Annotated in this window: 21 protein-coding genes; 12 read left to right on the top strand and 9 right to left on the bottom strand. The window is 60.9% G+C overall.

The features are described from left to right. Window positions 1-22: 22 nt before the first annotated feature. The gene (locus EWH10_RS07390) at window positions 23-3,181 is read right to left on the bottom strand and encodes a UvrD-helicase domain-containing protein (RefSeq protein WP_130029899.1); all 3,159 of its coding nucleotides are present in this window, start codon (window positions 3,179-3,181) and stop codon (window positions 23-25) included. Window positions 3,182-3,183: 2 nt separating this feature from the next. Then, window positions 3,184-5,871, bottom strand: coding sequence for a PD-(D/E)XK nuclease family protein (locus tag EWH10_RS07385; RefSeq protein WP_130029898.1), 2,688 nt, complete (start codon window positions 5,869-5,871; stop codon window positions 3,184-3,186). 337 nt (window positions 5,872-6,208) lie between these two features. Here EWH10_RS07385 and EWH10_RS07380 point away from each other — a divergent pair, with 337 nt between their 5' ends. The 6 genes from EWH10_RS07380 (at window position 6,209) to EWH10_RS07355 (ending at window position 11,414) form a co-directional block, all read left to right on the top strand. Next, window positions 6,209-6,745: a hypothetical protein gene (locus tag EWH10_RS07380; protein ID WP_130029897.1), complete on the top strand. Its 537-nt coding sequence runs from the start codon at window positions 6,209-6,211 to the stop codon at window positions 6,743-6,745. Further along, a complete protein-coding gene (locus EWH10_RS07375) occupies window positions 6,742-7,101 on the top strand; it encodes a hypothetical protein (protein WP_066526473.1) in 360 nt (119 codons plus the stop codon). Before EWH10_RS07380 ends, EWH10_RS07375 begins: the two co-directional genes overlap by 4 nt. A gap of 141 nt (window positions 7,102-7,242) precedes the next feature. After that, on the top strand, window positions 7,243-7,740 hold the full coding sequence (locus EWH10_RS07370) for a hypothetical protein (protein ID WP_130029896.1): 498 nt from the start codon (window positions 7,243-7,245) through the stop codon (window positions 7,738-7,740). Beyond that, the gene (locus EWH10_RS07365) at window positions 7,737-8,312 is read left to right on the top strand and encodes a hypothetical protein (protein WP_130029895.1); all 576 of its coding nucleotides are present in this window, start codon (window positions 7,737-7,739) and stop codon (window positions 8,310-8,312) included. The genes EWH10_RS07370 and EWH10_RS07365 overlap by 4 nt, the downstream gene beginning before the upstream one ends. Window positions 8,313-8,827: 515 nt before the next feature. Next, window positions 8,828-9,259 (top strand): hypothetical protein, encoded by a 432-nt coding sequence (locus tag EWH10_RS07360; RefSeq protein ID WP_130029894.1) that lies wholly within the window; start codon window positions 8,828-8,830, stop codon window positions 9,257-9,259. A gap of 274 nt (window positions 9,260-9,533) precedes the next feature. Then, window positions 9,534-11,414: a hypothetical protein gene (locus EWH10_RS07355; protein ID WP_229742514.1), complete on the top strand. Its 1,881-nt coding sequence runs from the start codon at window positions 9,534-9,536 to the stop codon at window positions 11,412-11,414. A gap of 163 nt (window positions 11,415-11,577) precedes the next feature. Here the strand turns inward: EWH10_RS07355 and EWH10_RS07350 are convergent, their stop codons facing one another. From EWH10_RS07350 to EWH10_RS07320, 7 genes are all read right to left on the bottom strand, one after another. Then, window positions 11,578-12,621, bottom strand: a complete 1,044-nt coding sequence (locus tag EWH10_RS07350; protein ID WP_130029893.1) for a hypothetical protein — start codon at window positions 12,619-12,621, stop codon at window positions 11,578-11,580. Beyond that, window positions 12,618-13,274 (bottom strand): hypothetical protein, encoded by a 657-nt coding sequence (locus EWH10_RS07345; RefSeq protein WP_130029892.1) that lies wholly within the window; start codon window positions 13,272-13,274, stop codon window positions 12,618-12,620. Before EWH10_RS07345 ends, EWH10_RS07350 begins: the two co-directional genes overlap by 4 nt. Window positions 13,275-13,456: 182 nt before the next feature. After that, the gene (locus EWH10_RS07340; RefSeq protein ID WP_130029891.1) at window positions 13,457-16,720 is read right to left on the bottom strand and encodes an error-prone DNA polymerase; all 3,264 of its coding nucleotides are present in this window, start codon (window positions 16,718-16,720) and stop codon (window positions 13,457-13,459) included. Next, window positions 16,720-18,531 carry a DUF6504 family protein gene (locus tag EWH10_RS07335; RefSeq protein ID WP_130029890.1) on the bottom strand — a complete coding sequence of 604 codons (1,812 nt, stop codon included), beginning with the start codon at window positions 18,529-18,531 and terminating at the stop codon, window positions 16,720-16,722. Before EWH10_RS07335 ends, EWH10_RS07340 begins: the two co-directional genes overlap by 1 nt. Further along, the gene (locus EWH10_RS07330) at window positions 18,449-19,063 is read right to left on the bottom strand and encodes an ImuA family protein (RefSeq protein WP_340640824.1); all 615 of its coding nucleotides are present in this window, start codon (window positions 19,061-19,063) and stop codon (window positions 18,449-18,451) included. Before EWH10_RS07330 ends, EWH10_RS07335 begins: the two co-directional genes overlap by 83 nt. Window positions 19,064-19,327: 264 nt before the next feature. Next, a complete protein-coding gene (locus tag EWH10_RS07325) occupies window positions 19,328-19,750 on the bottom strand; it encodes a DUF1810 domain-containing protein (protein WP_130029888.1) in 423 nt (140 codons plus the stop codon). Next, entirely contained in the window at window positions 19,750-20,403 is a 654-nt protein-coding gene (locus tag EWH10_RS07320; protein WP_229742496.1) for an SOS response-associated peptidase, read from the bottom strand. The genes EWH10_RS07325 and EWH10_RS07320 overlap by 1 nt, the downstream gene beginning before the upstream one ends. A 179-nt stretch (window positions 20,404-20,582) precedes the next feature. Here EWH10_RS07320 and EWH10_RS07315 point away from each other — a divergent pair, with 179 nt between their 5' ends. The 6 genes from EWH10_RS07315 to EWH10_RS07290 all read left to right on the top strand — a co-directional run bounded on the left by EWH10_RS07315 (window position 20,583) and on the right by EWH10_RS07290 (window position 24,661). Next, on the top strand, window positions 20,583-20,933 hold the full coding sequence (locus EWH10_RS07315; RefSeq protein WP_130029887.1) for an MbcA/ParS/Xre antitoxin family protein: 351 nt from the start codon (window positions 20,583-20,585) through the stop codon (window positions 20,931-20,933). A gap of 8 nt (window positions 20,934-20,941) precedes the next feature. Continuing rightward, window positions 20,942-21,442 (top strand): RES family NAD+ phosphorylase, encoded by a 501-nt coding sequence (locus EWH10_RS07310; RefSeq protein WP_130029886.1) that lies wholly within the window; start codon window positions 20,942-20,944, stop codon window positions 21,440-21,442. Between the two features lie 184 nt (window positions 21,443-21,626). Next, the gene (locus EWH10_RS07305) at window positions 21,627-22,181 is read left to right on the top strand and encodes an SOS response-associated peptidase family protein (RefSeq protein ID WP_229742495.1); all 555 of its coding nucleotides are present in this window, start codon (window positions 21,627-21,629) and stop codon (window positions 22,179-22,181) included. Window positions 22,182-22,200: 19 nt separating this feature from the next. Then, the gene (locus EWH10_RS07300) at window positions 22,201-22,713 is read left to right on the top strand and encodes an alpha-ketoglutarate-dependent dioxygenase AlkB (RefSeq protein ID WP_308507641.1); all 513 of its coding nucleotides are present in this window, start codon (window positions 22,201-22,203) and stop codon (window positions 22,711-22,713) included. 174 nt (window positions 22,714-22,887) lie between these two features. After that, on the top strand, window positions 22,888-23,082 hold the full coding sequence (locus EWH10_RS07295; RefSeq protein WP_130029885.1) for a type II toxin-antitoxin system VapB family antitoxin: 195 nt from the start codon (window positions 22,888-22,890) through the stop codon (window positions 23,080-23,082). A gap of 46 nt (window positions 23,083-23,128) precedes the next feature. Then, window positions 23,129-24,661 carry a Fic family protein gene (locus EWH10_RS07290; protein WP_130029884.1) on the top strand — a complete coding sequence of 511 codons (1,533 nt, stop codon included), beginning with the start codon at window positions 23,129-23,131 and terminating at the stop codon, window positions 24,659-24,661. Window positions 24,662-24,742 lie beyond the last annotated feature (81 nt).

The raw sequence follows: 24,742 nt of genomic DNA, 5'->3' as shown, positions 1-24,742 counted from the left end.
GGTGGCGTTCTTAGCAGCTGCCTCATTCAACTTTACGATTTATTCGTAGAAATCCTCCCACGATGGGCATGTGGATGAATAGTTCGCAAGGGGCGCCAAGACGTGCCTTGTCCAGCGCGTCAGCGTAGAGTTGGAGTTGCGAGCCGTGACCGACCGCTCGTGCATCCCAGCTGTCCGGCGAACCCGGAAAGGACTTGTGATCGATGATGGCGAAGCCGCTGCCATGCTCAACCAGTAAGTCGATGCGTCCCGTCACTAGCTGATCACCGATCCGGGCTGAAACTGGGGTCTCGCGATGAATTCGGCCGCTCGGCCATCGCTTTGAGATCTCGGCGAACAGCCGATCATTGGCTCCCAGCACGTCCTTTGCGGCAACCTGATGCACCCCCCAGCGATTTAGGATCGCTTGTGCTTGATTAAGCCGGGCATCGTGCGGATTGTGAGGCTGATCTGCCGCAATGATAGCGTGAACGGCTTCGCCGAGCAGGGTCATGTCCGGGTTGCCTGCAAACGGCAAACGCGGGCCGATCGTTGATTTCTCTACGATGATGAACGTTTCGCCGCTGGAAGCCCCGCTAGGGCGACGATGAAGCGGTGCTCGTTGCCCCGTCGGTCGCGTGATGCGCCCGAATGAGACAGCCGGAGGTTGAGCCTCCACGCCTTCGCCGCATACCAGCGTTATGGTTCTTGCCGGAAAGGATTTCGTCCCAGCACGGATCTCTTCACCGGCGGTACATGGTAAACCGAAATGCTCCGTTTCGTCCCCATCGAGAACCTTCAACCAGTGAAGTGTCCCCTTTGCTGGAGGCGCAAACACAAGATGATCCCGAGCCCGGGTCATGCCGACGTAAAGAAGTCGGGCCTCCTCATCCCTCGATCGGATCGCAGCCTGTTGCCCAAGCGCCGAACTGGGCGCTGAAGCATCGAGATATACGTCCTTTTCTTGGCTCGCATATGGCCAAGGCCAGTAGCGGATCCAGCGTCCGGTGAGAGGATTTTGCCAATCCACGTCACCATCAGCCTCGGCCATGGGTTCGAACAGTCGAGGCTTTGGTTCTTTGCCTAGCCCGGTCAGGATTACGACGGGCCATTCAAGCCCCTTCGCTCCATGGTAGGTCATGACTTTAACAGCATCGTCCCGAAGGCTTCGCGGGCGGGCTGGGTTCTCTGCAGCCAACGCGAGTGCCAGCCCCGAAGGCGTCGCAGGAGATCCCTCGCCCGCGCAGCTTTCCTCATAGCTCCGAGCGAAGCCGCGAAGCGCTTCGAGATCATCGAGACGCGCCGGCACGTCGCCCCAACTTTCGATGTGGCGATTGAGCTCAGGGAAAAGGATGATCGCATCGACGAGGTCGGCTGGCGTCAGCGACAGAATGCCCTCACGAATCTCTTGGAGGGCCGCCGAGATTGGTACGATGGCGAGCAGTGCTTCGGAGGCATTTTCAGCGCCAAGCGCCTCAAGCCAGGTTTCTGATTCTGGATCCTCGGCGAAGAAGCGGGCAAGTTCAGCAAGCGCGAGACGGTCAGTCGGATCTGCAACCCAGCGGAACGCGGCCATCACCAGTTGGACGTGGGGTGTTTGCGCCAATCCTTCACGCTCGACGGCTGCCTTGACGCCTTGCTGGCTAAGCGCAGCCGATACTTTGGCGATATCGGCTTTGCTACGGCACAGAATAGCGATGTCTCCGGCGCGTAGCGCCCGAACGCCTTTGGGCCTGGCTGCCACTTCCCATGGTTGGTCGGCCGTCACCATCTCGCGGATTTGGGCGGCCAATGCGGCATATTGAAGCTCAAGCTTTCCTTCGAGCCACCAAACCGCGAGCGGTGCCTGCGTGAATCCTTCTTCGCTGCGACCCGTTCCGCTGAACGCATGTTCTTCCGCTTGAAGACCCATCGCGCTCAAAGCCGGCTCAAAGGCAGCGTTGACGAGGTTTATGATGCCCTCACGGCTCCGGTATGACGTCGCTAGCACATCTTGCGGTTCGCTCGACGAAGCCGCTACCCCCGCGAACGCGGCTTGGGTGAGGGCGCTGTCCGCATTGCGGAAGCCGTAGATGGCCTGCTTGGGGTCTCCCACCCACGTGCTTGCGTCGACTAAGCCGGACATTGCTGTGAAAATGGCGACTTGAAGCGGGCTGGAATCTTGGAACTCATCGACAAACAGCCGACCAATGCGCTCACCGAGCCCCGCGGACATCGCCGGGTCATGAAGGACGTCGAGCGCGAGCGCCTCTTGGTCGGTGAAGTCCAATAAGCCGCGCTCTGCTTTATAAGCTTGGAAAGCGGTCAGGGCTTCGGCCGCACAGGCGAAGACCGACCTGATGAACTGGCTGCAATCTTCACGAAGCCGCGGATGTGCAGGATGGCGGCCGGCTGCTTGAGCAACTGCCTCAAGAGCGTCGATGAAAGCCTGACCATCTTTCTTAGCGCAACTCACCTTCGAGAGGCGAGCCCAGTTGGGCCAGGAAATCCGTTCTCCTCGACGAATGCTTGAATCGGTTTGGCGAAGCAACGCAATGTGGGATTTGGCAGTGGCGCTCGATTCAGCGGGAACCGCATCCACTGCCGAACTTACGGCCCTTCGCAAATCTGCGTCGAGATCGTCACTGCTCTGGATCGACACCGGTGGTAGCAGTTCGAGGAAGGTTGCGACTGATCGCTCCGCCGAAACGGATAGATCTTGGGCGGGAACTCCATTCGCTCGAGCTAGCTCGATCAAACGCCTGACGGTCGTCCGCCAATCACTTCGTTCAGCGTCAGCGGCTCGTTTGGGCTCGAAGAATCCCATGACATCGGCGAGCGAGTTCAGCGTCGGCGCGTGACGCTCGATCGCGGCATCGGCGGCGATCGCGAAAATTCGGGGCACGCTGCCTTCGGGAATGACCTCGGCTCGCGGAGATCGCCCAAGAGCGATGGCGTTCTCCGATACAATCTGACCGCAAATGGCATTCACCGTTCCAAAGCGGGCTCCAAGCAATCGCGCCGCCTTATCCGGCATGCCCAGTTCGAACAGTTTGGCTCGAGAGCGCTCGATCAGTTCGTCCGCTGCTTTCACCGTGAATGTGGTTGCGACGATCGTCTCGGGATCACGGGATGTGACCTCCGTCGCGATGTTGCCGACAATGCGGGTGGTTTTGCCGGCGCCGGCAGACGCCACGACGGTCGTGATATTGGGAGCGGTCATCTTCAGTTAGCCTCCACGCCCACGCGACAGAGCGCTGTGAGTTCGCAATAGCGACACGGTTCGGTCCCCGGCTCGATCGGGAGATCGGCCGGTATGTGGGCCTCGGCCCCATCGGCACCCGTCGCAACCGCAATCCCCTCCCGGGCTAGATCGCGCCACGCCTGCCACGTCGACGCGAGATTCGACCATGTGTCGGGCAGGCTATGGTCGGATTCGACCGATTCCTCCGCCAGGAACGAACCGCTCAGTCCGATCAGCTGTCGCTGGTTCAGCATATAGAATGCGCCTGGAGCAGGCGTAGTGCTGTTGGAATTTGCTATCGCACCGTATGTCACGAGCTGAATCGAACGACCTTCGGCGAGCTCGTTGCGTCGCGTTTTAGCGCTCCTCGACCATTTCAGATCAATTACGCCTGTGCCGTGAGCCGGATGCTCTATCAGCATGTCGATGCGGCCCTTGACATCCGGTCCATCGACGAACGTCCTTGCGCGTTCGATTTCCGTCCCAATCACCGTTACGTCCATCGCCTGTAGGAGACGTGCGAGTTGGGCCAGAGCAGCTGGAACTTTGACCCGGGCCGACGCGAGCTCGCCTGCATATTCCGGCTGCTGGAGCGGCGTAGCGATCGCACTGAGCAACTCGTCAAATAGATCATTGGCTTGCGAGAAAACGGCTTCAGGATCAGGCACAGGACCTGGCGGGAAAACGCGATTCGCAAGTTCATGAGCGAGATTGCCAAGCAGCTGGCTTGTGCCAGGGATCTCAGCAACCCGGCCGCCTGAGAGCCGTAAAACGTCGAGAAGGAGCCATCGCATATGGCAGTCCGCGAGATGCTCCAAGCTGGTGGCGCTTTCGACGCGATCCTCGAGTTTGGCGATCACAGATGCCGGCAGAGACCAGCGAGGGCGCTGTGCTGGCAGGAGGTTTGGAGTGATCGCTTCACGTAGAATCCCGCGCCCTGCGAGCTCATGAGACGGCCCGTGCAATAGCTGTTCTGCTGGCCATTGGATTATGTCCTTAGCAGGTGTCGTCAATGGGTTCAGCTGATGGGCGAGGGGATGGCTCGTCGTCTCCTCCCCCGCCGAAAGCGCCGGTGAGAAAAGAATGACGCGCTCCCCAGCGCGATGCACTGCGTTGGCGTTACTCCACCCAATCCGGGCGGTGATCGCGGCCGGCGATTCGATTTCGCAGCCATTAGCCTTAAGAGCAGCAACCTCAGCGGCGGTCCATGGCGATGAACTTACGCGTTCTCCGGGACCATTGAAGTCCCACCAAAGTACATTCTTAGCATCGCCCCAAACGGCGCCTGGATGACGCACCGCACGCAAACCGCCCGATGTCGCTACGTGGTTGGGGTTTTGAGCGCCGTCCGCAAGCACCTGGTCTGTCATGCGTCCAAGCAGCAGCGGAGAGAGCATCTCGATGTTCAGAACATCGATCGCTTGCACGAGGGCCTGCGCGGCACCAACTAGCGTCAGAAGAAGCGGATCTGCGTTTCCAGCATTTGTCTCAAGCGCCCATTGCGCGACGCGAGAGGCGATCGACTTGGCAGCCTCCGCAGGCATACCTTCGTGCCGCTGGTATAATTCTCCAGACGTCCATTGCCTCCACGCCGCAAGCTTCGCATCGCGCTTTTCTTGAGGTTCTGTGGACATCCTTTCGGCAAGATCTGACTCGATATTACCCCATGCAGCGAGCCATGCTGGCCCGCCTGTGCCAGGCTCGCGGCTCAGTGCATAGGCGAGCTTGCGCGCCGCACGTCGCGCGATGGGGGGACGCGGTAGCATGAGCAAGTCAAGCATCGCCTTCGCATTAAATGGTCCCCAAGAAGCGGCGAAGGCGAGTGGGAGCACCTGAAGTGCTCCACGCCACGGCGACGAGGCCGACAAGCCCAGAGCGGGAAGCCCGCGAGCTTGAAGCGCGCGGTCCAGCAGCGCGGTGTCTCCGTCAGCGCTCACTATGACCGTGCCATGCAACTCGGCTTCCGAACAATGGGAAAGCCACTCTGCAGCTGCTTCAGCCGCCGCCAAGGCAGTGTCCGCGTGGACGATCGCGAAGCTACCATCGCCTGTTAACGTCGAGGGTGAGCCGTCCGCGAGAAAGGCTTGCACGTGGCCCAGGTCGTTGGCGGAAGTTGCACAGGCAGGAGCGTGCGAGATTTCTACCCCCGATCCCTCCAGCTTATCGATAAGGCGCTGCCAGAGAGGCGGCAGCAAATCTCGGGGCTCGACCAGCTCGATTGAGGCGAGCGGTAGACCGGCACGGACCTTAACCGCCTCGCAGAGCGTGCGCGTGCGATCTCCGATCCCGGGCGCGAGGGGAGGACCAGCCTCTTCCGCCACCGCAAATGCATCAAGGCGGGCGGCGCCGATATGGCTGCCAGACCAGCCCCCGGCGATCAGCTCATCTCGCCAATCGAGCAATGATGCGGCAGTGGCCCAAGGATCAAGGGTCAACGACTGAGCGAAGAACAGGTCGGGGGCGGTGGCCAGCGCGGCACGAAGTTTAGCAGCATAGCTGGAAACTCGAACCGCATGTGCCACCCGAGGAGCGGTGAGGCCCAGCTGCACCTCGAGCATCTCTATGAGGCCTTGTGGCCCCACGACGGCGGCATTGAAGACGCCTTCACTGCGCCCCGGAAAATCCGGAAAGGAAGGGCCATCGCATGAAAGGCCGAAGATAAGCTTCATTCTTAACTATCCCCCATCCGCGAGCTGCCTCGTCAGCGCACGGCATCGCTGGCCGTAAGCGCAAATGCTTTGTCATGTCATTAATGAATGCGCCCACGACAAAGTCGGTCGTCACAGTTTCGGCCCATGAAAACAGAGCCTTGGCGTTTCGTCCTAGTGTCGCTAAGCTTTGCCTAGATGCTCGGAAAGGCGGCACTGGAATCAATCCCGCAGGGCGGCTGCTGGAAGCAGGATGTTTGATAGGTTTAGCGGGGGAATTTTGGCTGTCGCTGAGAAGTGAAATGTTCCTCGGACGCCGGAGGACAGCCGCCTCCGCGCCAAGTCGAAGAGACTTAATATGGTATATGTGAATGAAGAAGATCGGCAGCGGATCTCGGACGGCGAAGAGGCCGTGTGCGCGCTTGCCAAGATGGGGGGCTGGGCCACTCAGCCCTGCGATGAGCTATTCCCGCAGATTCTGAGCCAATATTGTTACAGTGATCGGGCCGGCCTCGTTCTTGGTCACTGGCGTCGCGAAATTTCGTTCAGCAAATTGATCGAGGCAGTCCGTCAGATACGAACGGACATCCTTATCCTTGAGCCAGGGCGCGACACCTCGGGGCGGAAGACATATTATCTTTCGCTGATCCTCGCTCGGGCCGGCGAGGTCCGCCTCCACCGGGGCCTGCGGCTCTGGTCTGCCGACTTCGATTCGCCGCTGTGGGTAGTCGCAGATCCACGGGATAGGGATCTCGACCCCTGCTTTTTCAGCATTCGGTCGACCGGCGTTGCAGAGGAAGCTGGAGCACCTTTTGGTGATCCGGTCTCTGCTGCGACAGGCTTGCGGATCGCCGATCTTCGCTGGGTCGCGGAAATCGGAGGAAACTTCGTATGAGCCACGACGAGAATTTGCATTGGGAATCGTACCTTCCCGCTGGATGGCGACCGCTGTTTCGCCAGCTGTTGGCCGATCTGCATTCGGCTGGCATTTCGGTGAGAGTGACGCAAGCCAAAGAGAAGTTCGGGGAGCTGAGAGTCTATATCGATCGGCCTGACCAAGCGGCAGCGCCGCTCATTGCAGCCGCTGAGCAGCGTTCGACCCGCATGTGCCAAGAGTGTGGCGCTGCTGGCGAGCTCATGGTCGGTAATTATCTCTATGCCACCCTTTGTGAGAAACATGGGGCCGGTTTCACAAAACCGCTCGGGCGGCCGATGATATCGCTTAATCTCCGGTACCCAAAAGACGATTGAAGACGAGCGTTGCCGACACCGAGCGGCAGCGGTTTCGATCGGATGAGAAGAGCTCAGGTGACTGAGCAGATGAGATGAAAATCTTGGGGTGATGCGCGTCCAAGCTCAGCGGATCGCGCCCCTAAAAGGAAGATAATAAATATGTTTAGCTCGATGAACGCGCAGCCCGGCTCGGGTGCGCCAACAATCCCGTTCGTCCGTGACGCAGTCCAGCGCGCGATGATCAAGGTCGCTTGGGAAATCGGCGGCCCTGTCAGCTTCGATCCGGCCTTTGGGGGTGGAGCGCTCCTGCTTCAGGAAGCCAACCTCTTGATCCTTGGTACGTCGGCATTTCGGCCCCTGGGGGAGCAGCTGTTCGGCCAGATCGGTGACCTCTACGGCATGGACACTCTGCTCGTTCGGTTCGACGCATATCATTGCAGCTTCGATATTCTTTTCCACGGCGAAGGCGAGTGGCTGTCGGATTACCGGCAAAGCCTTTTGGGCGGACAGGTCTGGTTTGTCCCCGCGCATGAAGATCAAGCCTTCACCGTCAGGGCTGACAGCCAGGGGCTGTTCCTCAATCCCCCGATGCTGCCGAACTCATTCCAGCGGCCTAGTGCGGCCGAGATCGAGCCGACCAGGAGGGATGTCGCATGACCCAGAAGAAATCGAAGTCGGGCCCTGAGGAACTGTCTTGCTTTTATCTCGATTGGCCCGGCCATCCCCAGTTTCGCTACATGCGTTGGTACTGGAAGACCGACGGCGCGCGCATCGGGATCGCCGCCCCCGTGTTGGCGAAGCTCAATCCCTCTGGCCATCAGGCGGCTCGGCATGACCTTCTCCTTCCGAGCAGTGCGCCAGGGGAATATGCGGACCTGAGCTATTTGCTCGAACGCTATGATGCTACCCAGCCCGTGATCGAACGGAATGGTTATGCCCAGTTCAACATCATTCTCGATGCCGACCGCCCTCTCCATGCCGATTGGGAACTGGTCCGCGCCTGGGCACTGAGCTACTTCGTGCGCGAGCTGCAACTTGCCGCTGTCCTCGTCCTGCATGCGCCATTCCTGGCGGGCTCCGCGAATGAACCCCATGTCCACATCTTGGTGCCAGCTCGGCGGCTGACTGCGAATGGGTTTGGGCTGCACGCCCGTGACACTTGCTCCGATGCAGGTGCGGCTGAAGCGCTTGCCAGCTGGTTGGCGTTCAACGGGGTGGAAGCCGTATGAAGCTGATCGAGCCGGCAACCTGGTGGGGAAATGCATCCCTGCTGCTGGTACGCGAGGCGCATGAGCAAGTCGCATCGGTGGCAAGCGGCGAAGCGTATCAGATTTAAGCACGGGGTGATCCAGCGTCAACTTGATAAACTTGGGTGGTGAAAGGCGCCAAGCTCCCAGTCGGTTACCCTCGCCGCGTTAAACGTTTGGACCTGTGGACGTTGCGAGAACACCCGGCCGTCGTCTGCGCCCGGGCGACGCATGACCTGGTAGTTGTCCTCGCTGTGGCAAACCTGCTTTCGTGGTGGTCCGCTTCGCCTATTCAACAGAATTTTTGGACATTCGGCGCATCATGAACTAGCCTGCCTCGGAGGCACTGTTCAACCTGAACGTTGATCAGAGCTAACGGCTTAGCAAGAAATGAAGAATAAGGCCGAACGGTGCTTGCTATCACCCCTTCAGCGCTACCTTCGACTGACACATGGCCGTCAATTTGGAGCAACGTCAATTTATGGCGAGGACGCGCCATGGACGAATTCGCCCGAGCCGAGGCAGCCGTCAGCGAAGCGCTCCTGTTGCTATCGGAAATTCCTGGGCGCGGCGAACCGGTTAGCCTGCCGCATCTTGTCGGCCAGCGCTTCGCGGCGTTGGGCGAATTGGTGAGTGAAAATGGTGCGTTCGCGGCCGAGGGGAAGGGCGTAGCTAAATCACTTGCCGAATGGAACGTACATCACTCCTTTCGGTCCCTATTGTGCCACGGGACGGCGACGGTGACCGTCGATCATCGTGGCCGATGGCATTTGGTGCTAAAGATGCTCACCTTCAGATCGGGCGAAGCGGTCCGCGAAGCGATGGTCGTAGATGAAGATGAGGCGGCCGAACGGCTGACCGCGCTGCATTCCTCACGCCAGCGGCTAGAAGGTAGGTTGCGGGGCATGACGGCCGGCATCTCTCGTTAGCCTCGAGGTAAGTTCCAGCGTAGATTGAACGTACTGAAGTCTGTCAGAGCGTGATCGACCACGGTCGCGGAATTTGCCTTCATCAATTCGGGGTACGTTGAAGGCAAAGCTTTGCCGTCATGCCTCTGCGCCTGCATCGCAGGCGTCGCCAGCCCAAGCTGGATAATGACCATCAAATTTGGAAATCTCGACGATGCTAAGAACAACACGCCGGAGTAACGGCGACGGGGATCAATCTGTCTCATCGAAGCGGGGGCGCAAGCCTTTGCCGATCGTGGAACGCCCGGTTCCAATGTTCACAGATTGGGTGGATCCCCCCTCTTTTCGCGAAGCGCTCGTCCTCCATCTGGGGCGCTTTTCCGAGAGCTATTATCAACTCCACCGCTCTATTGTTCGGCCCGGGGAGAAATTTGATCGGGCGACCCTGCAATCTTGGGTCGAGGGACGCCGCACCCCGCAAAGCACGACCAGCCTTGAGCTGCTAACGCGAATTGAGCGGCGGTACGATTTGCCCCTGGGTTACTTCAAATCGAAGCTGCCGAACCCCGCGCGTGCGGCTTCGGGTCTGTTGGTGAAGGGGCTGCCGAGAGCTGAGCAGCGGCGGCTGGCTTGGCACCTGCCCGATGATTTTAACTCAAGGTCGCTCAAGGAGCAGAAGGAGATCCTGGATTGGGTGCAGAACGTCGTGATCTCCGGCGCCACCGAATATCGCCGCTTTCAGGCTCAGGCGATGAAGCTGCGCTATGCGATCCGGTTTCCTTCTCTGACAGGCAAGCAGATGACAGCGTCGGTTGCGAGCGATGAGACCGACGATCTCGATGACCAGGCTGATCATATCGGCGTGGTGGATGCGCCGCCTCGTCTGGTGTCGGAACTGACCGAGCTTGTGCGTTTCAAGACCACAACGCTCACGGATATCGGCTTCCAACGCATCGGCGTCTGGAACGAGGAAACGACGGCCCAGAAGATCGAGCATTTTGGCCTCATGTTTGGTGCCCTGGCGGCCTCGCCCAGAGGGGCCGTTCATGGACATGGTGTGCCGCTCAAGGACATGTCGTTCGCCATGTTCATCTTTCCGCGTGTTTGGGACTGGTATGTGCAGTGGCGTGAGCGGCGGCGCGGCTTCTTCACTCGCTGGGAATGCGACATGCTGCGCAATGCCATGGCGTTGGTCCGTTCCGAGACTGGCTGGCTGCGTCAGCATCCAGAACTTGCTTCCCGTCTTGTCCCCGTCGAAGGCCTTATATCGGCTGAGGAAGTCGAAGCTGTGCGTGGCGATTGGCAGGGCGCTTGCGATTTCCTTCACGCCCATGCTGGAGCACGTGTGAAGGAAATCGAACGGGTAGCGCGGATTCACCGTGATCCGTTTGAGCCGATACTGCCGATCCTGGAGGCGTCCAGTCCGGTGGCGGAGTATCTGAAGATTGCCGATGAAATTTTGAAGCTTCGCCCAGACGCGCGGCGGTTTCCTCGTGCAGCCGCGGAAGTGGCTCGCTCCTACCTTCTCATTCGCCTGGGCCTACATCTTGGATTGCGACAGAAGAATTTACGGCAACTTATGGTCTGCCCGCGCGGGCATCTACCGCGTTCAGAACGGCAGCTTGAGGCACAGAAGCGCGGCGAAATTCGCTGGAGTGAGCGCGACCATGGCTGGGAAGTTTTTGTGCCAGCCGTCGCGTTCAAGAACGCCCATTCATCCTTCTTCGCCGGCAAGCCCTTCCGGTTGGTCCTGCCCGATCTCGGCGGCCTCTATGACCATATCAGCGCCTACATCGAGCGGCATCGTCTCGCCTTGCTGAACGGCGCGGAAGACCCTGGAACTTTTTTCGTCAAAACGGTCAAGCGGAACAGCCGGGACGCGTCATATAACCAGAACACATTTTATGAGGCATGGAGGCTCGTGATCCAGCGCTATGGTGTCTTCAATCCTTATACCGGGAGAGGTGCGATCAAGGGATTGCTGCCGCATGGGCCGCACAATGTACGGGACGTCCTGGCCACGCACATCCTCAAGCACACCGGCTCCTATGAACAGGCAAGCTATGCCATCCAGGACACGCCGGAGATGGTAGCCAAGCACTATGGGCGGTTCCTTCCACAGGACAAAGCGGCGATGGCCGCTCAGATTTTAAACCGGGTATGGGAAGCTGCTTGATCTGGAAAAGTGGGGCCGGCTGAGCCGGCCCCAGTAGAAGAACTTGGATAAGCCAAGCCTTCGGGTCGCAACGTGAAACTGCTCAGAATCCTACCGATTCGGATAGGAAGAACGCGACATTCATCAGCGGCCAGGCTGTGCCGCGCCCATTCCGGACCGCCGTCTATCCCCTTTCCTCAGCTTCTGCCAGCACCAAGACAGGCGCTTGTTGCTCGTTACGAGCCATCTGTAGCCATTCGCGCGGAGAGGCACCCTGGCGTTTTAAGAGGGGGAGGAAGGTCGTGCGAGTGGCCATTAGGCTCTCGCGCTGACGCAGGCGGTCGATGGTGGGACGTAGTTCTTCCGCGCGCGAAATACGCGTGAGATCCCACTCTAAAGAGCCGGGTTGCACCTCGGTGAGAGTGGGCAAAAGCAGGTCAGCAACGCCGATTTTACCAGTCAATCGCATCAAGTCGGCTATGGAGCGACGCTCGAGAGCGCGGGCACTCTCCACTTCGCCAGCTGCAAGCTGAGCGGCGATCCGAAGTCCGCTGACTAGGGCGAAGGCATCTAAATGCGCTTCTGACTCTGGGAAGGCCATGATGTTGGCCACGTCGATCTTCGCTTTTGCGAGGATGTGTTCCTCCAGATCGGCCCCGTCCTGATAAATGCGCGTCCAACTGCTTTCGGCTCGGGACAAGTCGGTGAGTTCCCAGCTTTCCTCAAAGAGGTTTGTAAGTCCGCGCATTCGGGAAATTATAGCGCGGTCTTGCTCAGCGCGCATCACGTCCAGCTTAGCGCTGATCTGCGAAAGGCCATCCTGAATTCCGCCGAGCCGGCTGGCGATGTCGTCCAATTTATGGTTCATGATAGCAAAGCCAGCCACTGAAACACCCAGTCCGACACCCCCGAGCGCCAGATTGGCAAGGCCCATTTGTTGCAGCAGCTTGATGCCGTGTTGTACCCTCGCCACCCCTTGTCGTACTATCTCGGTCTGCACGTTATTGGCGACGCTGCTGGCAGCGCTGACACCTTGCAAGGCCATTCCCATCGGATTTGCGCTGCCAAACGCTTGCGCCAAAGGCGCGGCCTCTTGTAGGTGATAAGCTATCGTTCCATTGGAACGACGGATCACCGAGCCGAACAGGTGTAGCGTCTTATTATCCAGCCCAATTCGCGCAGCTTCGGGAATGGCACGCAGAACTATGGGATCAATCAAGCTAGTCACGCAGCACTCCTAGCTAAGTTGGCCCTATCATCAATGATCTCGATAACTTGCGCCATAATGGATTGTGGCTCGCTGATGAGGGCCATCCAACCTTCGGTTATCCGCCTGCGGGCGGCACTGCGTAGGCGGTCGTCGAGGCCGGAGCGATCCTTGAAGCTGCGACTGGCCGTCCCGGATAGGTGCACGACAGTGTCCGCAGCAATGAACCGAGCGGTGGATAAGGTCTGGGCCAGGCGGCCAATCCTGCTGACGCGAGAAGTGGACGCGGCGGCGGGCGATTCTTCCTCGGGCAATGATTCGGTTGTCCCAGCCTCCTCTTGAACTTCTGGCCAGGCCAACTTGTCGGCCGCTTCCCTTGCACCTTCGACGAAATCTGTTTGCGCGGGAACGATACGAGCTAACTCTTGTGCCGCGCGGGTGAGCAGGGCGGGTAAGTCCACACGAAGACAAGCGAGCATGGCGCGATCGATACGCAGGTTCGCGAAGCTCGCGGGATCCCAAGCACTCTCCACTATGCTGGCCTCCGAAATCTCGCCATCAAAGGCAGCGAGGCAGGTAGTACCAGCCTGGTTGAGCATTCGAGCAGCTTCCAGGATGGCGCGGTCGCGCCATTCAGCCACCGCGTGGTGGTGAGCGAGAAGGTCGAGATTCATGAAGTGCCCCCAGCGCACAAAAGGCGTCTGCGCACGCATTACCTCCTCATGCGTTGTCGACAAGACTGAAAATGCCTGCAGTGAGGGTAACGCGCGAAATTACCCGCCGTGTCGAATTGCGGCCAGTTATGGTCATAATGAGAGGCATGCCCGATGACCCGTCAGGGTCAATAATCTGCAAGTCAGTGAAAATCGTGGCTGCGGATCGGCACCATATTTTCGTCTCGATTTTCCTTAACATGAAAGGGAGGTGACGCGGGTATGCGGCCATGGCGCAAGCCGGGGTCGCGCGGATCAGGGCCGCCGCCATGGCTTGCGCCATCCCCTCGACCCGGGGTGACCTTAAACTCAGATCGTCCGATTGATCGCAGCATCTCATCATGATCGGTTATTCGATCGCAGATGATATGGATAACCTCGCCTTCTTTCTGCAGCCGCCCCCGCATGCCGATCATGGAGGCGGACATCACCTGCCGTCGATAGATCTCGAATCTGTCCGGCCAGAGAATGCCGTTGGCAACGCCGGTCTCGTCCTCGATGGTGACAAACAATACTCCTTTTGCCGACCCGGGCCGCTGCCGCACGAGAATGACACCCGCTACCTCGACATTGCGCCCGTCGCGGATGGAGCGAAGGTCGGCGCAGCGCACGACCTGCATCTGGTCGAGCTGCGGCCGAAGGAAGCTCAGCGGATGATCGCGCAGCGACAGCTGGAGTGCGCGATAATCCTCCACCACCTCGCGCCCTTGCGTCATCGGCTGCAGCGTGACGGGCGCCTCCAGACCTTCGGGGGAGAACTTCCCCTCGCGCTGATCTGCGGCGGCAAAGAGCGGCAGCGGCGCTTCACCCAAGCCCTTGACCTTCCAGAGGCCCTGCCGTCGATCGTGTGCGATGCAGGAAAAAGCGTCAGCTTCCGCCAGCCGCTCGATTGCGGCGCGCGGCACGCCCGCGCGGCGCCAGACCTCCTCGACACTCTCGAAAGGCGCTGGTCCGCGGGCGCCGACAATCGCCGCGCCATGGATATTGGCAAGGCCACGCACTTGCCGGAAACCCAGCCGTACCGCTTTGTAGCGGCCTCGCGCCGGCTCGAGCGTGCAGTCCCAATGGCTGTGGTTGATCGACACGGGCCGCGCCTCGACGCCATGTTGCCGCGCGTCTCGCACGATTTGCGCTGGGGCGTAGAAACCCATGGGCTGGGCATTCAAGAGCGCCGCGCAGAAGACGTCGGGATGATGATGCTTCATCCAGCAGGAGGCATAAGCGATCTTGGCGAAGCTTGCTGCATGGCTCTCGGGAAAGCCATAGCTGCCAAAGCCCTCGATCTGCTTGAATGTGCGCTCAGCAAAATCCTTCGGATAACCGCGCGACACCATGCCGTTCACCAGCTTGTCGTAGAAATGGCTGACCCCGCCCGTCAGCTTGAATGTCGCCATGGCGCGGCGCAGCTGGTCCGCCTCGGCCGGCGTGAACCCGGCGCCGACGATCGCCACCTTCATCGCCTGCTCCTGGAACAGCGGTACGCCCAGGGTCTTCTTGAGCACGGCCTTGAGCTCTTCCTTGGGATATTCCGGCTGCTCCTTCCCCTCCCGACGGCGGAGATAGGGATGGACCATGTCGCCTTGGATCGGACCCGGCCGGACGATCGCCACTTCGATGACGAGATCGTAAAACTCCTTCGGCTTGATCCGCGGCAGCATCGACATCTGCGCCCGACTTTCAATCTGGAATACGCCGAGTGTGTCCGCACGTTGGATCATGGCATAGACGGCAGGATCATCATGCTGGAGATCGGCCATGCCGACCTTGATCCCCTTATGCTCCTCCAGCAGGTTGAAGGCACGGTTCATGCAGCCGAGCATGCCGAGGCCCAGCACATCGACCTTCATGAACTTCAGAGCATCGATATCATCCTTGTCCCACTCGATGATCTGTCGGTCCTCCATGCGTGCGGGCTCGATCGGCACCAGATCGTCGAGCCGGTCTTGGGTCAGCACGAACCCGCCCGGATGCTGGGACAGATGCCGGGGCGTCCCGATGAGCTGGCGGGAGAGCTCGAGCGTCAACTTGAGCCGGTGATCGTCGGCATTGAGATTGAGGCTCTCGATCTGCTCGTCGGTGATCCCGTCCATCGACCAGCCCCAGACCAGACCGGTCAACATCTTGGTCAAATCGCGCGGGAGGCCCAGCGCCTTGCCGACCTCAGCCACCGCGCCGCGCGTGCGGTAGCGGGTAACCACGGCGGTCAGCGCCGAGCGCGTGCGGCCATAGGTCTCATAGATCCACTGAATAATCTCCTCGCGCCGCTCATGCTCGAAGTCGACGTCGATGTCGGGCGGCTCCTTGCGCTCGCCTGAGACGAAGCGCTCGAACAGCAGCTCATGCTGGATCGGATCGATTGAGGTGATGCCGAGCATGAAGCAGACGCAGCTGTTCGCCGCTGACCCGCGCCCCTGACACAGAATGCCGCGCCGCCGGCTCTCCGCCACGATCGCATTGACGGTCAGGAAATAGGGCGCATAGCCAAGCTGGCCGATCAGGCGCAGCTCATGTTCAATCTGGTCGCGATAAGCTTTGGGCAGGCCGCCCGGAAACATCCGCTTGGCCGCTGCATCGGTGAGCGCCGCCAAGGCCTGCTGCGCGGTGCGCCCCTCCATCACCTGCTCATAGGGATATTGATACTGGATCTCGCCAAGATCGAATCGGCACTCAGCGGCGATGTCGTCGCTGGCTTGGATCGCGTCAGGAAAGGCTGCGAAGCGCCGCTCCATTTCCTGAGGCGATTTGAGGTTGCGGTCCATATAGCGTTCGCGCCTGAAGCCGAGGCCATCGATGGTGGTCTTCTCGCGGATCGCGGTCATGACATCCTGGAGCGGCCGGGCTTCGGGGGTGTGATAGAGTATGTCGCCCGTGGCGACGCTGCGCACCCCGGCCTGCCGCGCCATGGCATTAAGTGCGTGGATACGAGCGAGGTCATCCGGGCGCCGGCGCAGCGACAGCGCCATATAGGCGCCGCGGCCGAAGACGTTCCGTAGATCCAAAAGGCTGGCAAGCGTCGCGCTGTCAGGCAGGTCCGGCACCAGGATGGCGATCATACCCTCGGCATGGTTAGCGACATCGGCCCAGTCGAGCAGGCAGCAGCCCTTACCGCCACGCGCTTTGCCGACGGAAAGCAGGCGCGTCAGCCTGCTCCACGCTGAGCGATCTGTCGGATAGAGCAGCAGGGCCCGACCATCGGTCAGATCGACGCGAGCGCCAGGGATCATCCGGACCCCAGTTGCCTTCTGCGCGTCCCAGCCACGCACCACGCCCGCGACACTGCCGCAGTCGGCAAACCCCAGCGCCCTGTGGCCGAGCAAGGCGGCGGCGGAGAAGAGCTGCTCGGGCGAAGATGCGCCGCGCAGGAAGGAGAAGTGGCTCGTCACCTGCAGCTCGACATAACGGGCCATCAGCCGAACAGCCCGTGCATGTACCAGCTCAAATCCCCGGTCGGCGCATCGACGCCATCGCCACGGCGGAAGATCCAGAAGCGCTCGCCGCCTGTCGCCTCCACCCGGAAATAGTCCCGAACCGCCCACATCTCTTGGGGCTTGCGCCACCACTCTCCATGGATGCGCTCCGGGCCATCGCCTGCGACCACGCGATAGTCGGAGCCGCGCCAGGTGAAGCGGCGGGGCGGGTGATCGGGGAGCAGCGCCACGACATGGGAGAGAAGCTCGGGCCTTCTGAGCATCCGCACGGGTCGCTTCCATGTCGGCCAGCCCAAGGGCTTTGCCAGAGCCTCGACCCGCCGGACTGCCCGCTCGGGCACATCACTCTCGTGGGAGGAAAGGCGAAACGGCGCGTCCGGCTCGATGCGACCGGCGAGCTGATCGATGAGCGGGGCGATGTCGGGTGGGCGGTCACTTGTGCCAAGGCCCGCCTCCAGCGTCTGTGCCCGAAGTTCCTCAACCCGCGGCGCGACGAGCATCATCGCCTCGATACCAGGCCCAGGGTCGATTCGCTCGATCCGCATGCCGAGCATGCGCTTTAAATGCCGGGCATCGCGTGTGGCGCGGGCGGTGCCAATCGCGACATGCTGCTCGGTACCATCGACAATCACGCAGGTGAGATGGGCTGCGCGCAGGCCCATGCCGCGCTCCTGCAGCAGGACCACCAGATCGTCGACCAGATCACCGATGACCTGCGTGATGGCCTCGGCGGTGCCGATGGGTTCGAGCAGCCGCCGCTCCGCCCGTGGTGCCTCGAAGGGCACGACCGGAGCGATCGGCTCGGCGACCAGTCCACGCGCCTGGTCCAGTCGACGGACGGTCGCCAAGCCCAGCCGACGGGCCAGAGGGGCTCGGGGCATGGGATAGAGATCCGCGATCCTCTCAAGGCCGAAGCGCGCGGCCGATAGCAGCGCCTGGGGTTCGAGCCGCAGAGCCGTGAGTGGCAGATCGGCGATCGCCTTGGTTTCGGTGCCGGGTGGCAACAGGGTAATGGCCTCCCCGCTATAGCGCGCTAGGGCATGGGCGGCGCCCGGCGTGCCGGCAATGGCGATGCTGCCGGTAAAGCCCAGCCGCTCCAGAAAACGTAGCAGCCGTCGGCAGAAGCGCGCCTCGCCTCCGAAGAGGTGGGTGGTGCCGGTGAGATCCAGCCACATTCCGTCGTTGCTTGACGGGCAGGCTGTCGGCGTCCAATGACCGACCGCGTGGAGCGCCAGCCGATCTAGCCAGGCGCGGTCGGCATCGGGATCGGCATCGCGCACATCGAGGTCGGTCACCAGCGCGCGAGCGTGGGCAGCCGCCATGCCGGGACGCAGGCCAAGCTCAAGAGCCACCGGGCAGGCGGCGGTCACCATCTCACGCTGCCCTGTCCGGGTGATAAGGATCATGGGCTGCCCCCACAGCGTCTTCCATGTGGGAGCGGGAGCAGGCTGGATGCTGGCGCCCCCCTCATCAGCCGGTATGGCTTTGAAAGGATGCTCCGCCGACTCGCTGCGGCGGCCCATTTCGCGCATGGTCGGCCTCTGGTGCGCGGGCAGGGCGTCAATCTCGCTCTGGCTGGGGCGCGAGGCACCATCCCGCGCCCAGCGCGCGCCGGGCCGCCAGCCACCGCCGCGCGGCACCGAACAGGCTCCTGGATTGTCGTCGATCGGCTCGGCCAAAGGGGGGCGGATCGACAGGCCAGCGGGCTCAGGCCGCCTGGCTGGCCGCTCCAGCCGCCGCAGACGCTCTATCGGGAGCTGGGGCAGGTAGAGCGAGGCGACCCTGATCATCGCACGCGTCCAGTTCGAGGGAGAAGGGATTGCCGTTTCGCTGACGGACGAGCTTGACTGACCAGCGCGCGCGTCCGACCCCGGGATGGGGAAGACGCGCCGAAGGCACGCAGCCGATCCGCCAACGGGTCATGGCGGAGGAGAGGCCGCTCAAGGGGCAGCGATCACTGACACGATGGCGGCGGTAGAGCAGCATTGGCGTCTTGCCGTCAGAGGCCGCGAGCTGCAGCCGCCGGGTCGCGGTCTGGTCGGCCGACTTTACCTCAGCGATCACGCAGGCGAGCGAGCCGTCGCGCAGGGCGTCCTCGGTCATGGCGAGGACGGCGCTGTCGCTCGTGCCCTGCGCATAGAGAACCTTATCCGGGCCTAGCCCTACCTGCTCAAGCCCGGGCGCATAGAGATCGAACCTGGTGAGCGCCCAGAAGACCGTGAAGCCGGGCTGAGTTGCAAAACGGGCGGCGATGCCGGCCGCGAACAGCGTCGCGGCAGCGTCATCGCTGAGCGTCGCAGACGCGGCGGCAATCTCGTGCAAGGCGGCGCCGTCCAACCCATGATCGGCTAGGCGCCGGTCGATCGCGTCGATGCCAAAAGGCAGGGCAGGCCCCCGCGCGGCGCGCGCCTGCGTGAGTTCCGCCAGTAGGGCAGCAAGAGGGGCGGCGGGGGGCCGGTTAGATGTGGAAGCGGGGCAAACCATGGGGACATAACGACTCAGATGTTCCCTTTATGTTCTGATGGGGAGCGAGATTCGTCAAGCGGGATGAATCTCGATTTTGCCATCCGCCTGTATCTAGGTGGATCAGTCCACGAGCATGTGCAGGGTCACTGGGTCGCGCTCTCCGCCGAACCAGCGGTCCAGCGCGCCTGCGAACAAGGGGCATGGCTGCGCCGCCTCGAACAGGGTCAGCGATGAGCGCAGCTTCATGGCGTCGGTACCGCCGAACACGGCGACTGGGTCATTGGTACCAAGCTGCTGAAGGGCTTCGGCACATTCACGATAGCGCGCGCCGAGCAGGTCGTGATCGAGATAGGCGCGGGCTTCGTCGATCGAAGCGATGCCGTAATAATGGGCGGTTGGACTTTGTCCCAGGCCGCGCAGCTGCGGGAAGATGTACCACATCCAATGCGAGCGCTTTGCTCCAGCCCGGATCTCGGCCAATGCGGTGGTATAGCTATTTTCCTGCGCCTCGACGAAGCGCGCCAGTGTGGCATCTGTGGTCATCAGAGCAGCGCTCCTTGCGCTGGCGGGGTGCCGTAGACGTGGGAAACGGGCAAGGTTCCTTGCGGCAGCCAGCGCAATACTTGCCCAGCGGGCACGGTCGGATCAAGCCAGTCGACCCACTGATCGCGGGTGAGGGGGATGATCTGCCTATGATGGTAAGGCGCCACATCCGGTCCTGCGTCCATGGTGAGCATGGTGAAGGCTTCGCCCAGCGGGCTCTCCCGCCAGATCCCCGCAATGCAGAACCAGCGGTGATCGGCCATGGTGAACAGCCATTTGTCTAGCCGCTTCTGCTTGGGATCGGCGGGATCTGTAAATTCGTAGAAGCCGTCGGCCAGGATGAGGCAGCGGTGAGAGGTGAACTCGCGCCCCTCGGAACGGAAATTATAGACGGGTTTGCCCTTCGTGCCTGGCCAGCTCCATCGCCGATTGACCAACTCCCCTGTGCTCCGCTCGCCCTCCACCGATCGAACGATCGGCGCCATGTCGGTCATCTTGATGTCCTCACGCGCGGGCACGTTAGGCTTGCCCTCGGGCATCTTGATCTTGATTTTGAGATCTTCAAAATCCTCGGCGATTGAGGCGATGTCGACCTCCAGCCTATAATCGTTGCACATCGCTCCTCCTTCTTGGTCGCGCTTGCTCCCGGTCATCCGGCAAAACGGATTGATTGGAGGTTTGGCGTACGCTGGTACATCAACGCAGGACTAGTCCGACCGGTTCGCCTCGGGAGTGGCTTCGTCCTTGTGCAGTCGATCTCAAAGCCACTGCACCTTGTATGTCGCATTTTCTGACGCTATATTGCGTCAAGATTACTGTGTCAGGAAGTGTTATGGGCCTGCTAGAGTATGCCGATCACGGACTTTTTGCTCCAAGTAAGATCGCGGCAGCATTCCGCACGACCAGCGAGGAGGTTGCCCGCTCGGCCGGCTTGGGTCGTGATGCTGTACAGCGCAAAGAGCGCTTGCGTTCTGATAAAACTCAGCGCCGCCTAAGGGAGATGGTCGAGGTGATTACCAAAACCAGCCCGCGCTTTGGGTCCCCTCTCATCGCCTATGCCTGGTACAGGTCGGAGCCACTGCCGGGATTCTCCGGCCAGACCGCCATGCAGCTCGTGCAGGATGGCAGGGCGAGCGAGGTGCTGGAATATATCGACGCTGTCGACGCAGGCGTTTACGCCTGACTGCGTTCATGCGCTACCAGGGCAAACTCTACCGGGCGCTGAACCCAATCTATGCGCGCGAGCCACTTTCAGGCCGGGGTGCTGCCCTATATGGCGGCCGTTTCAATCCCAAAGGAACGGCCGCTCTCTACGTCGCAACCTCATTGCAGACGGCAATTAGAGAGGCAAACCAGGTCGGAGATCTCCAACCGACGACGATCGTCTCCTACGATGCAGATATCGCGAATGTCTTCGACGGTCGTGATGCTGCTGAACTCGGAAAGTACGGGATGACCCCAACCAGCTTAGGCGAGCCGGCCTGGCGCGATCAGATGAAGAAGGCCGGGAACGCGCATACCCAGATCTTCGCTGAAAGCCTCATCTCCGAGGGCTTCAACGGCTTGCTCGTTCGCAGCTTTGCCCGCGGCGCGAGCTGTGAGGATATCAATCTCGTGCTCTGGAAGTGGAGTGATCGAGCCCCGTTGAAACTCACGCTCATCGATGATGATGGACGCCTAAGTAATATCTGATCCGAGTAATATCTGATCTTTGGGTGGGATGGGTCATCGCCGTTTCCTGCCAAAGCTGCTGCGAAGGGTTGCCAAAAACGCAGCCATATTGGCGGAATACGCTAGGCGGGGATCGTTGATCAGCCCCTAACCTCGCAGCCGGTCACTCTACCGGCTGTGCCATCGACTCCCTTCGCCGGAGGGCTTGATCCTGCTGATTGTTCCCTATATGTTCACATCAATGGACTCGAAAGCAACGCCGTTCGACCCCGACGCGCTCGGAAGTCGCCGTGCGATCATCCGGCGTAACCCGGATGACGTAGAAGAGATCGAGATGATCGAGGCAGCCTGGGGTTCAGACCCGCGCTTTAGCGATGGCGTGCGCTATGAGTTCATCCGATCGGAAGGGCGATCATTTCCGAGCAATCGCTGCCTGGTGCCGGCTTCGGAATTTCACATCCGCAATGGCGAGAAGAAATTCCGGGTAACGATGGAAGACGGCAATTTCTTCTATCTCGCTGCCATTTGGGAGCCCGCCATGGGCGACTGGCCGGTCAGCTACCGGATCATCACCGTTGACGCTAACCCAGAGATGATGCGCTATCAGGAGCGCCATGGCGCAATCATCCAGCGCCGGCAGGTCATGCAGTGGCTGGATTGCCAGGTGCCCGAAACGGATCTGCTGGTCACCCCGCCTGCGCATCTGTTGTTGGTGAAGGAGATCCTGACCAAGCCGGTGCAGACCAGCCTGGCGTTTTGAGTAGAAGCGGGCGGTGAATATGTTCGCGCATCCGTCCGCCAGTCAGGCCGATCTGTTCGGACAGCCGCTTCTGCCGGGGCTGCGGCAGGAGCATGAGTTCATCACAGCGGAAGAGGAGAGGGCGTTGATCGCCCGGATCGATGCCACGGATCTTACGCCCTTTCGCTTCCAGCAGTGGACGGGCAAGCGTCTGACCCGGAGCTACGGCTGGAGCTATGATTTCCAGACAAGTACGTTTGCGCCGACCGAGCCGATGCCTGATTGGCTGCTGCCCTTGAAGGCAAGGGCGGCGTCCTTTGCTGGTCTTCGGGCTGAGGATCTCGTCCAGGCTTTGTTGATCCGCTATGATCCAGGCGCCGGCATCGGATGGCATCGCGATCGTCCTGTTTTCGAACATGTCATCGGGATATCGCTGGGCGAACCTGCCGCGATGCGGTTTCGGAGGCGGATAGGAAGGAGGTTTGAGCGACGGAACGCGCCACTGGCGCCGCGCTCGATTTATCACCTGAGTGGCCAGGCACGACATGCATGAAAGCACAGCATTGCGGAAATGGAAGGGACGCGTTGGTCGATCACTTTTCGCAGTCTCGCCTAGCGGCAATGTTCGTTCAGATGCCCATAGGGTTCGGGAGGGGAGCAAGCATGAGGATCTAACTGATCCGCAGATTCATGAGCGTAATGGGATGAACCAGGAAAGAAATATATCGTGCGAACCAACATCGTGATCGACGATGATCTTATGATCAAGGTGCTCCGTACTATTGGCTTTAAGACGAAGCGCGAGGTGGTGGAAGCGGGGTTAAGGTTGCTCCTCTCGCTCCATTCGCAGGCCAAGCGTTGTAGCGCTCGCGGCAAGCTCGCCTGGGAAGGAGATCTTGACACGATGCGGAACGATCGATGATCCTCGCTGATTCGAAGGCTAAAATCGACACGCTAAGTGTTTTCACATGAACGATGACATAGGTGACAATCGGCCGAAGCTAGGGCACATCTGGCTGCGGGCGAAGTTTGCGCCGCAGAGTCCGCCACCCTATACCGAAAGCTATCTCGTCTCGGGTGCGCGGCGCACCGACGTGATCGCTGGTCGCACTGTCGAGTTCTACCCGTGCTCCTATGCGACCGGTGACGACATCATCGCCAATCTGCGCTTTGCCCTACGCTATGAACCCCTGGATCTGGCCGTGCTGGCTGCAACCTTCGTTGCCATCGACGCCGAGGTCATCGCGGCATGGGTCCGCACTGAGCCGAGCGGCAGCTACGCGCGGCGCGCCTGGTTTTTCTATGAGTATCTGACCGGCGAACGCCTCGACGTGCCCGATGCCGCGGCCGGCAATTATGTCGAGGCGCTCGATCCGCAGAAGCATGTCGCCGGGGCGAGGCGGAACTCGTCGCGGCACCGCGTTATCGATAATCTGCTCGGCACGCTGGACCTGTGCCCCACGGTGCGGCGCACGGCGAAGCTGGAAGGGCAGATCGGCTTCCACATCGATGCCGAAGCACGTGCGATCATCGAACGTTATGACCCGGCCCTGCTCGCTCGCGCGGTGTGGCACCTCTTCACCAAGGAGACGCGCGCGTCCTTCGCGATCGAGGGGGAGGTGCCCAGCCCGGATCGGACCGAGCGATTCGCCGCGGCGCTGCGCGCCGCCGCCAGCTTCGACACGGGCGACAAGGACGCGCTCGTTCAGCTGCAAAATGCTATCGTCGATCGCCGCTATGCCGCGACCGACTGGCGCAGCTTCCAGAACTTCGTCGGCGAGACGACCGTTGATCTCGGCGAGGAGGTGCATTTCATCTGCCCCCGACCTGAAGACGTTCCCTCGCTGATGACGGGCTGGATGGCGCTGACGGCGCGGATGCTCGCTGACGACATCGAGCCTGTCGTGGCAGCGGCAGTCGCGGCCTTCGCCTTTGTCTTCATTCACCCGTTCGAGGACGGCAACGGTCGCATCCATCGCTTCATCGTTCATCATGTGCTGAGCAAGACCGGTTTCAGCCCTGACAGCATGATCTTCCCTGTGTCGGCCGCCATCGTCCGCGATCAACGCAGCTATGACGCGGTGCTGGAGAGCTTCTCAAGACCCCTGTTAAGCGCGATCGAATGGGGCTGGACCAGCGAGCGCGAGATCGTGGTCGGCAGCGACAGCGCGCTGTTCTATCGCTTCTTTGACGCCACCGCTGTCGCCGAATATCTCTATGACCGCGTGGTCGATACCGTCCGTACGGAGCTGCGCGAAGAACTAAGCTTCCTGGCGATGTTTGGCTGCGCAATGGAAGGGGTGCGCGCAATCGTCGATATGCCGGACCGCCGCGCCGCGTTGCTGATCCGCCTGATGCTTCAGAACGGCGGACGTCTTTCCAATAGCAAGCGCGCTCAGTTCGACGAACTGACCGATGCCGAGATCGCCGAGATGGAGCAGGCGGTGCAGTGGGCGCTGGCCGAAGCGGGGGATATACCTCGTGCGGCAAACGCCTTCTGAGAGTATGTGATTACCCGAGGCTATCTGCGATGGCGATCACGTGGGCGGCACACTAGGATCCCTGTACCCACCAAGCTTGCC

Origin of the sequence: Sphingobium fuliginis, from assembly GCF_004152845.1 — a bacterium.
Taxonomy (GTDB): domain Bacteria; phylum Pseudomonadota; class Alphaproteobacteria; order Sphingomonadales; family Sphingomonadaceae; genus Sphingobium; species Sphingobium fuliginis.
Note: the sequence above shows the minus strand (reverse complement) of the source record. Positions and strands in the feature narration are given on the sequence as shown.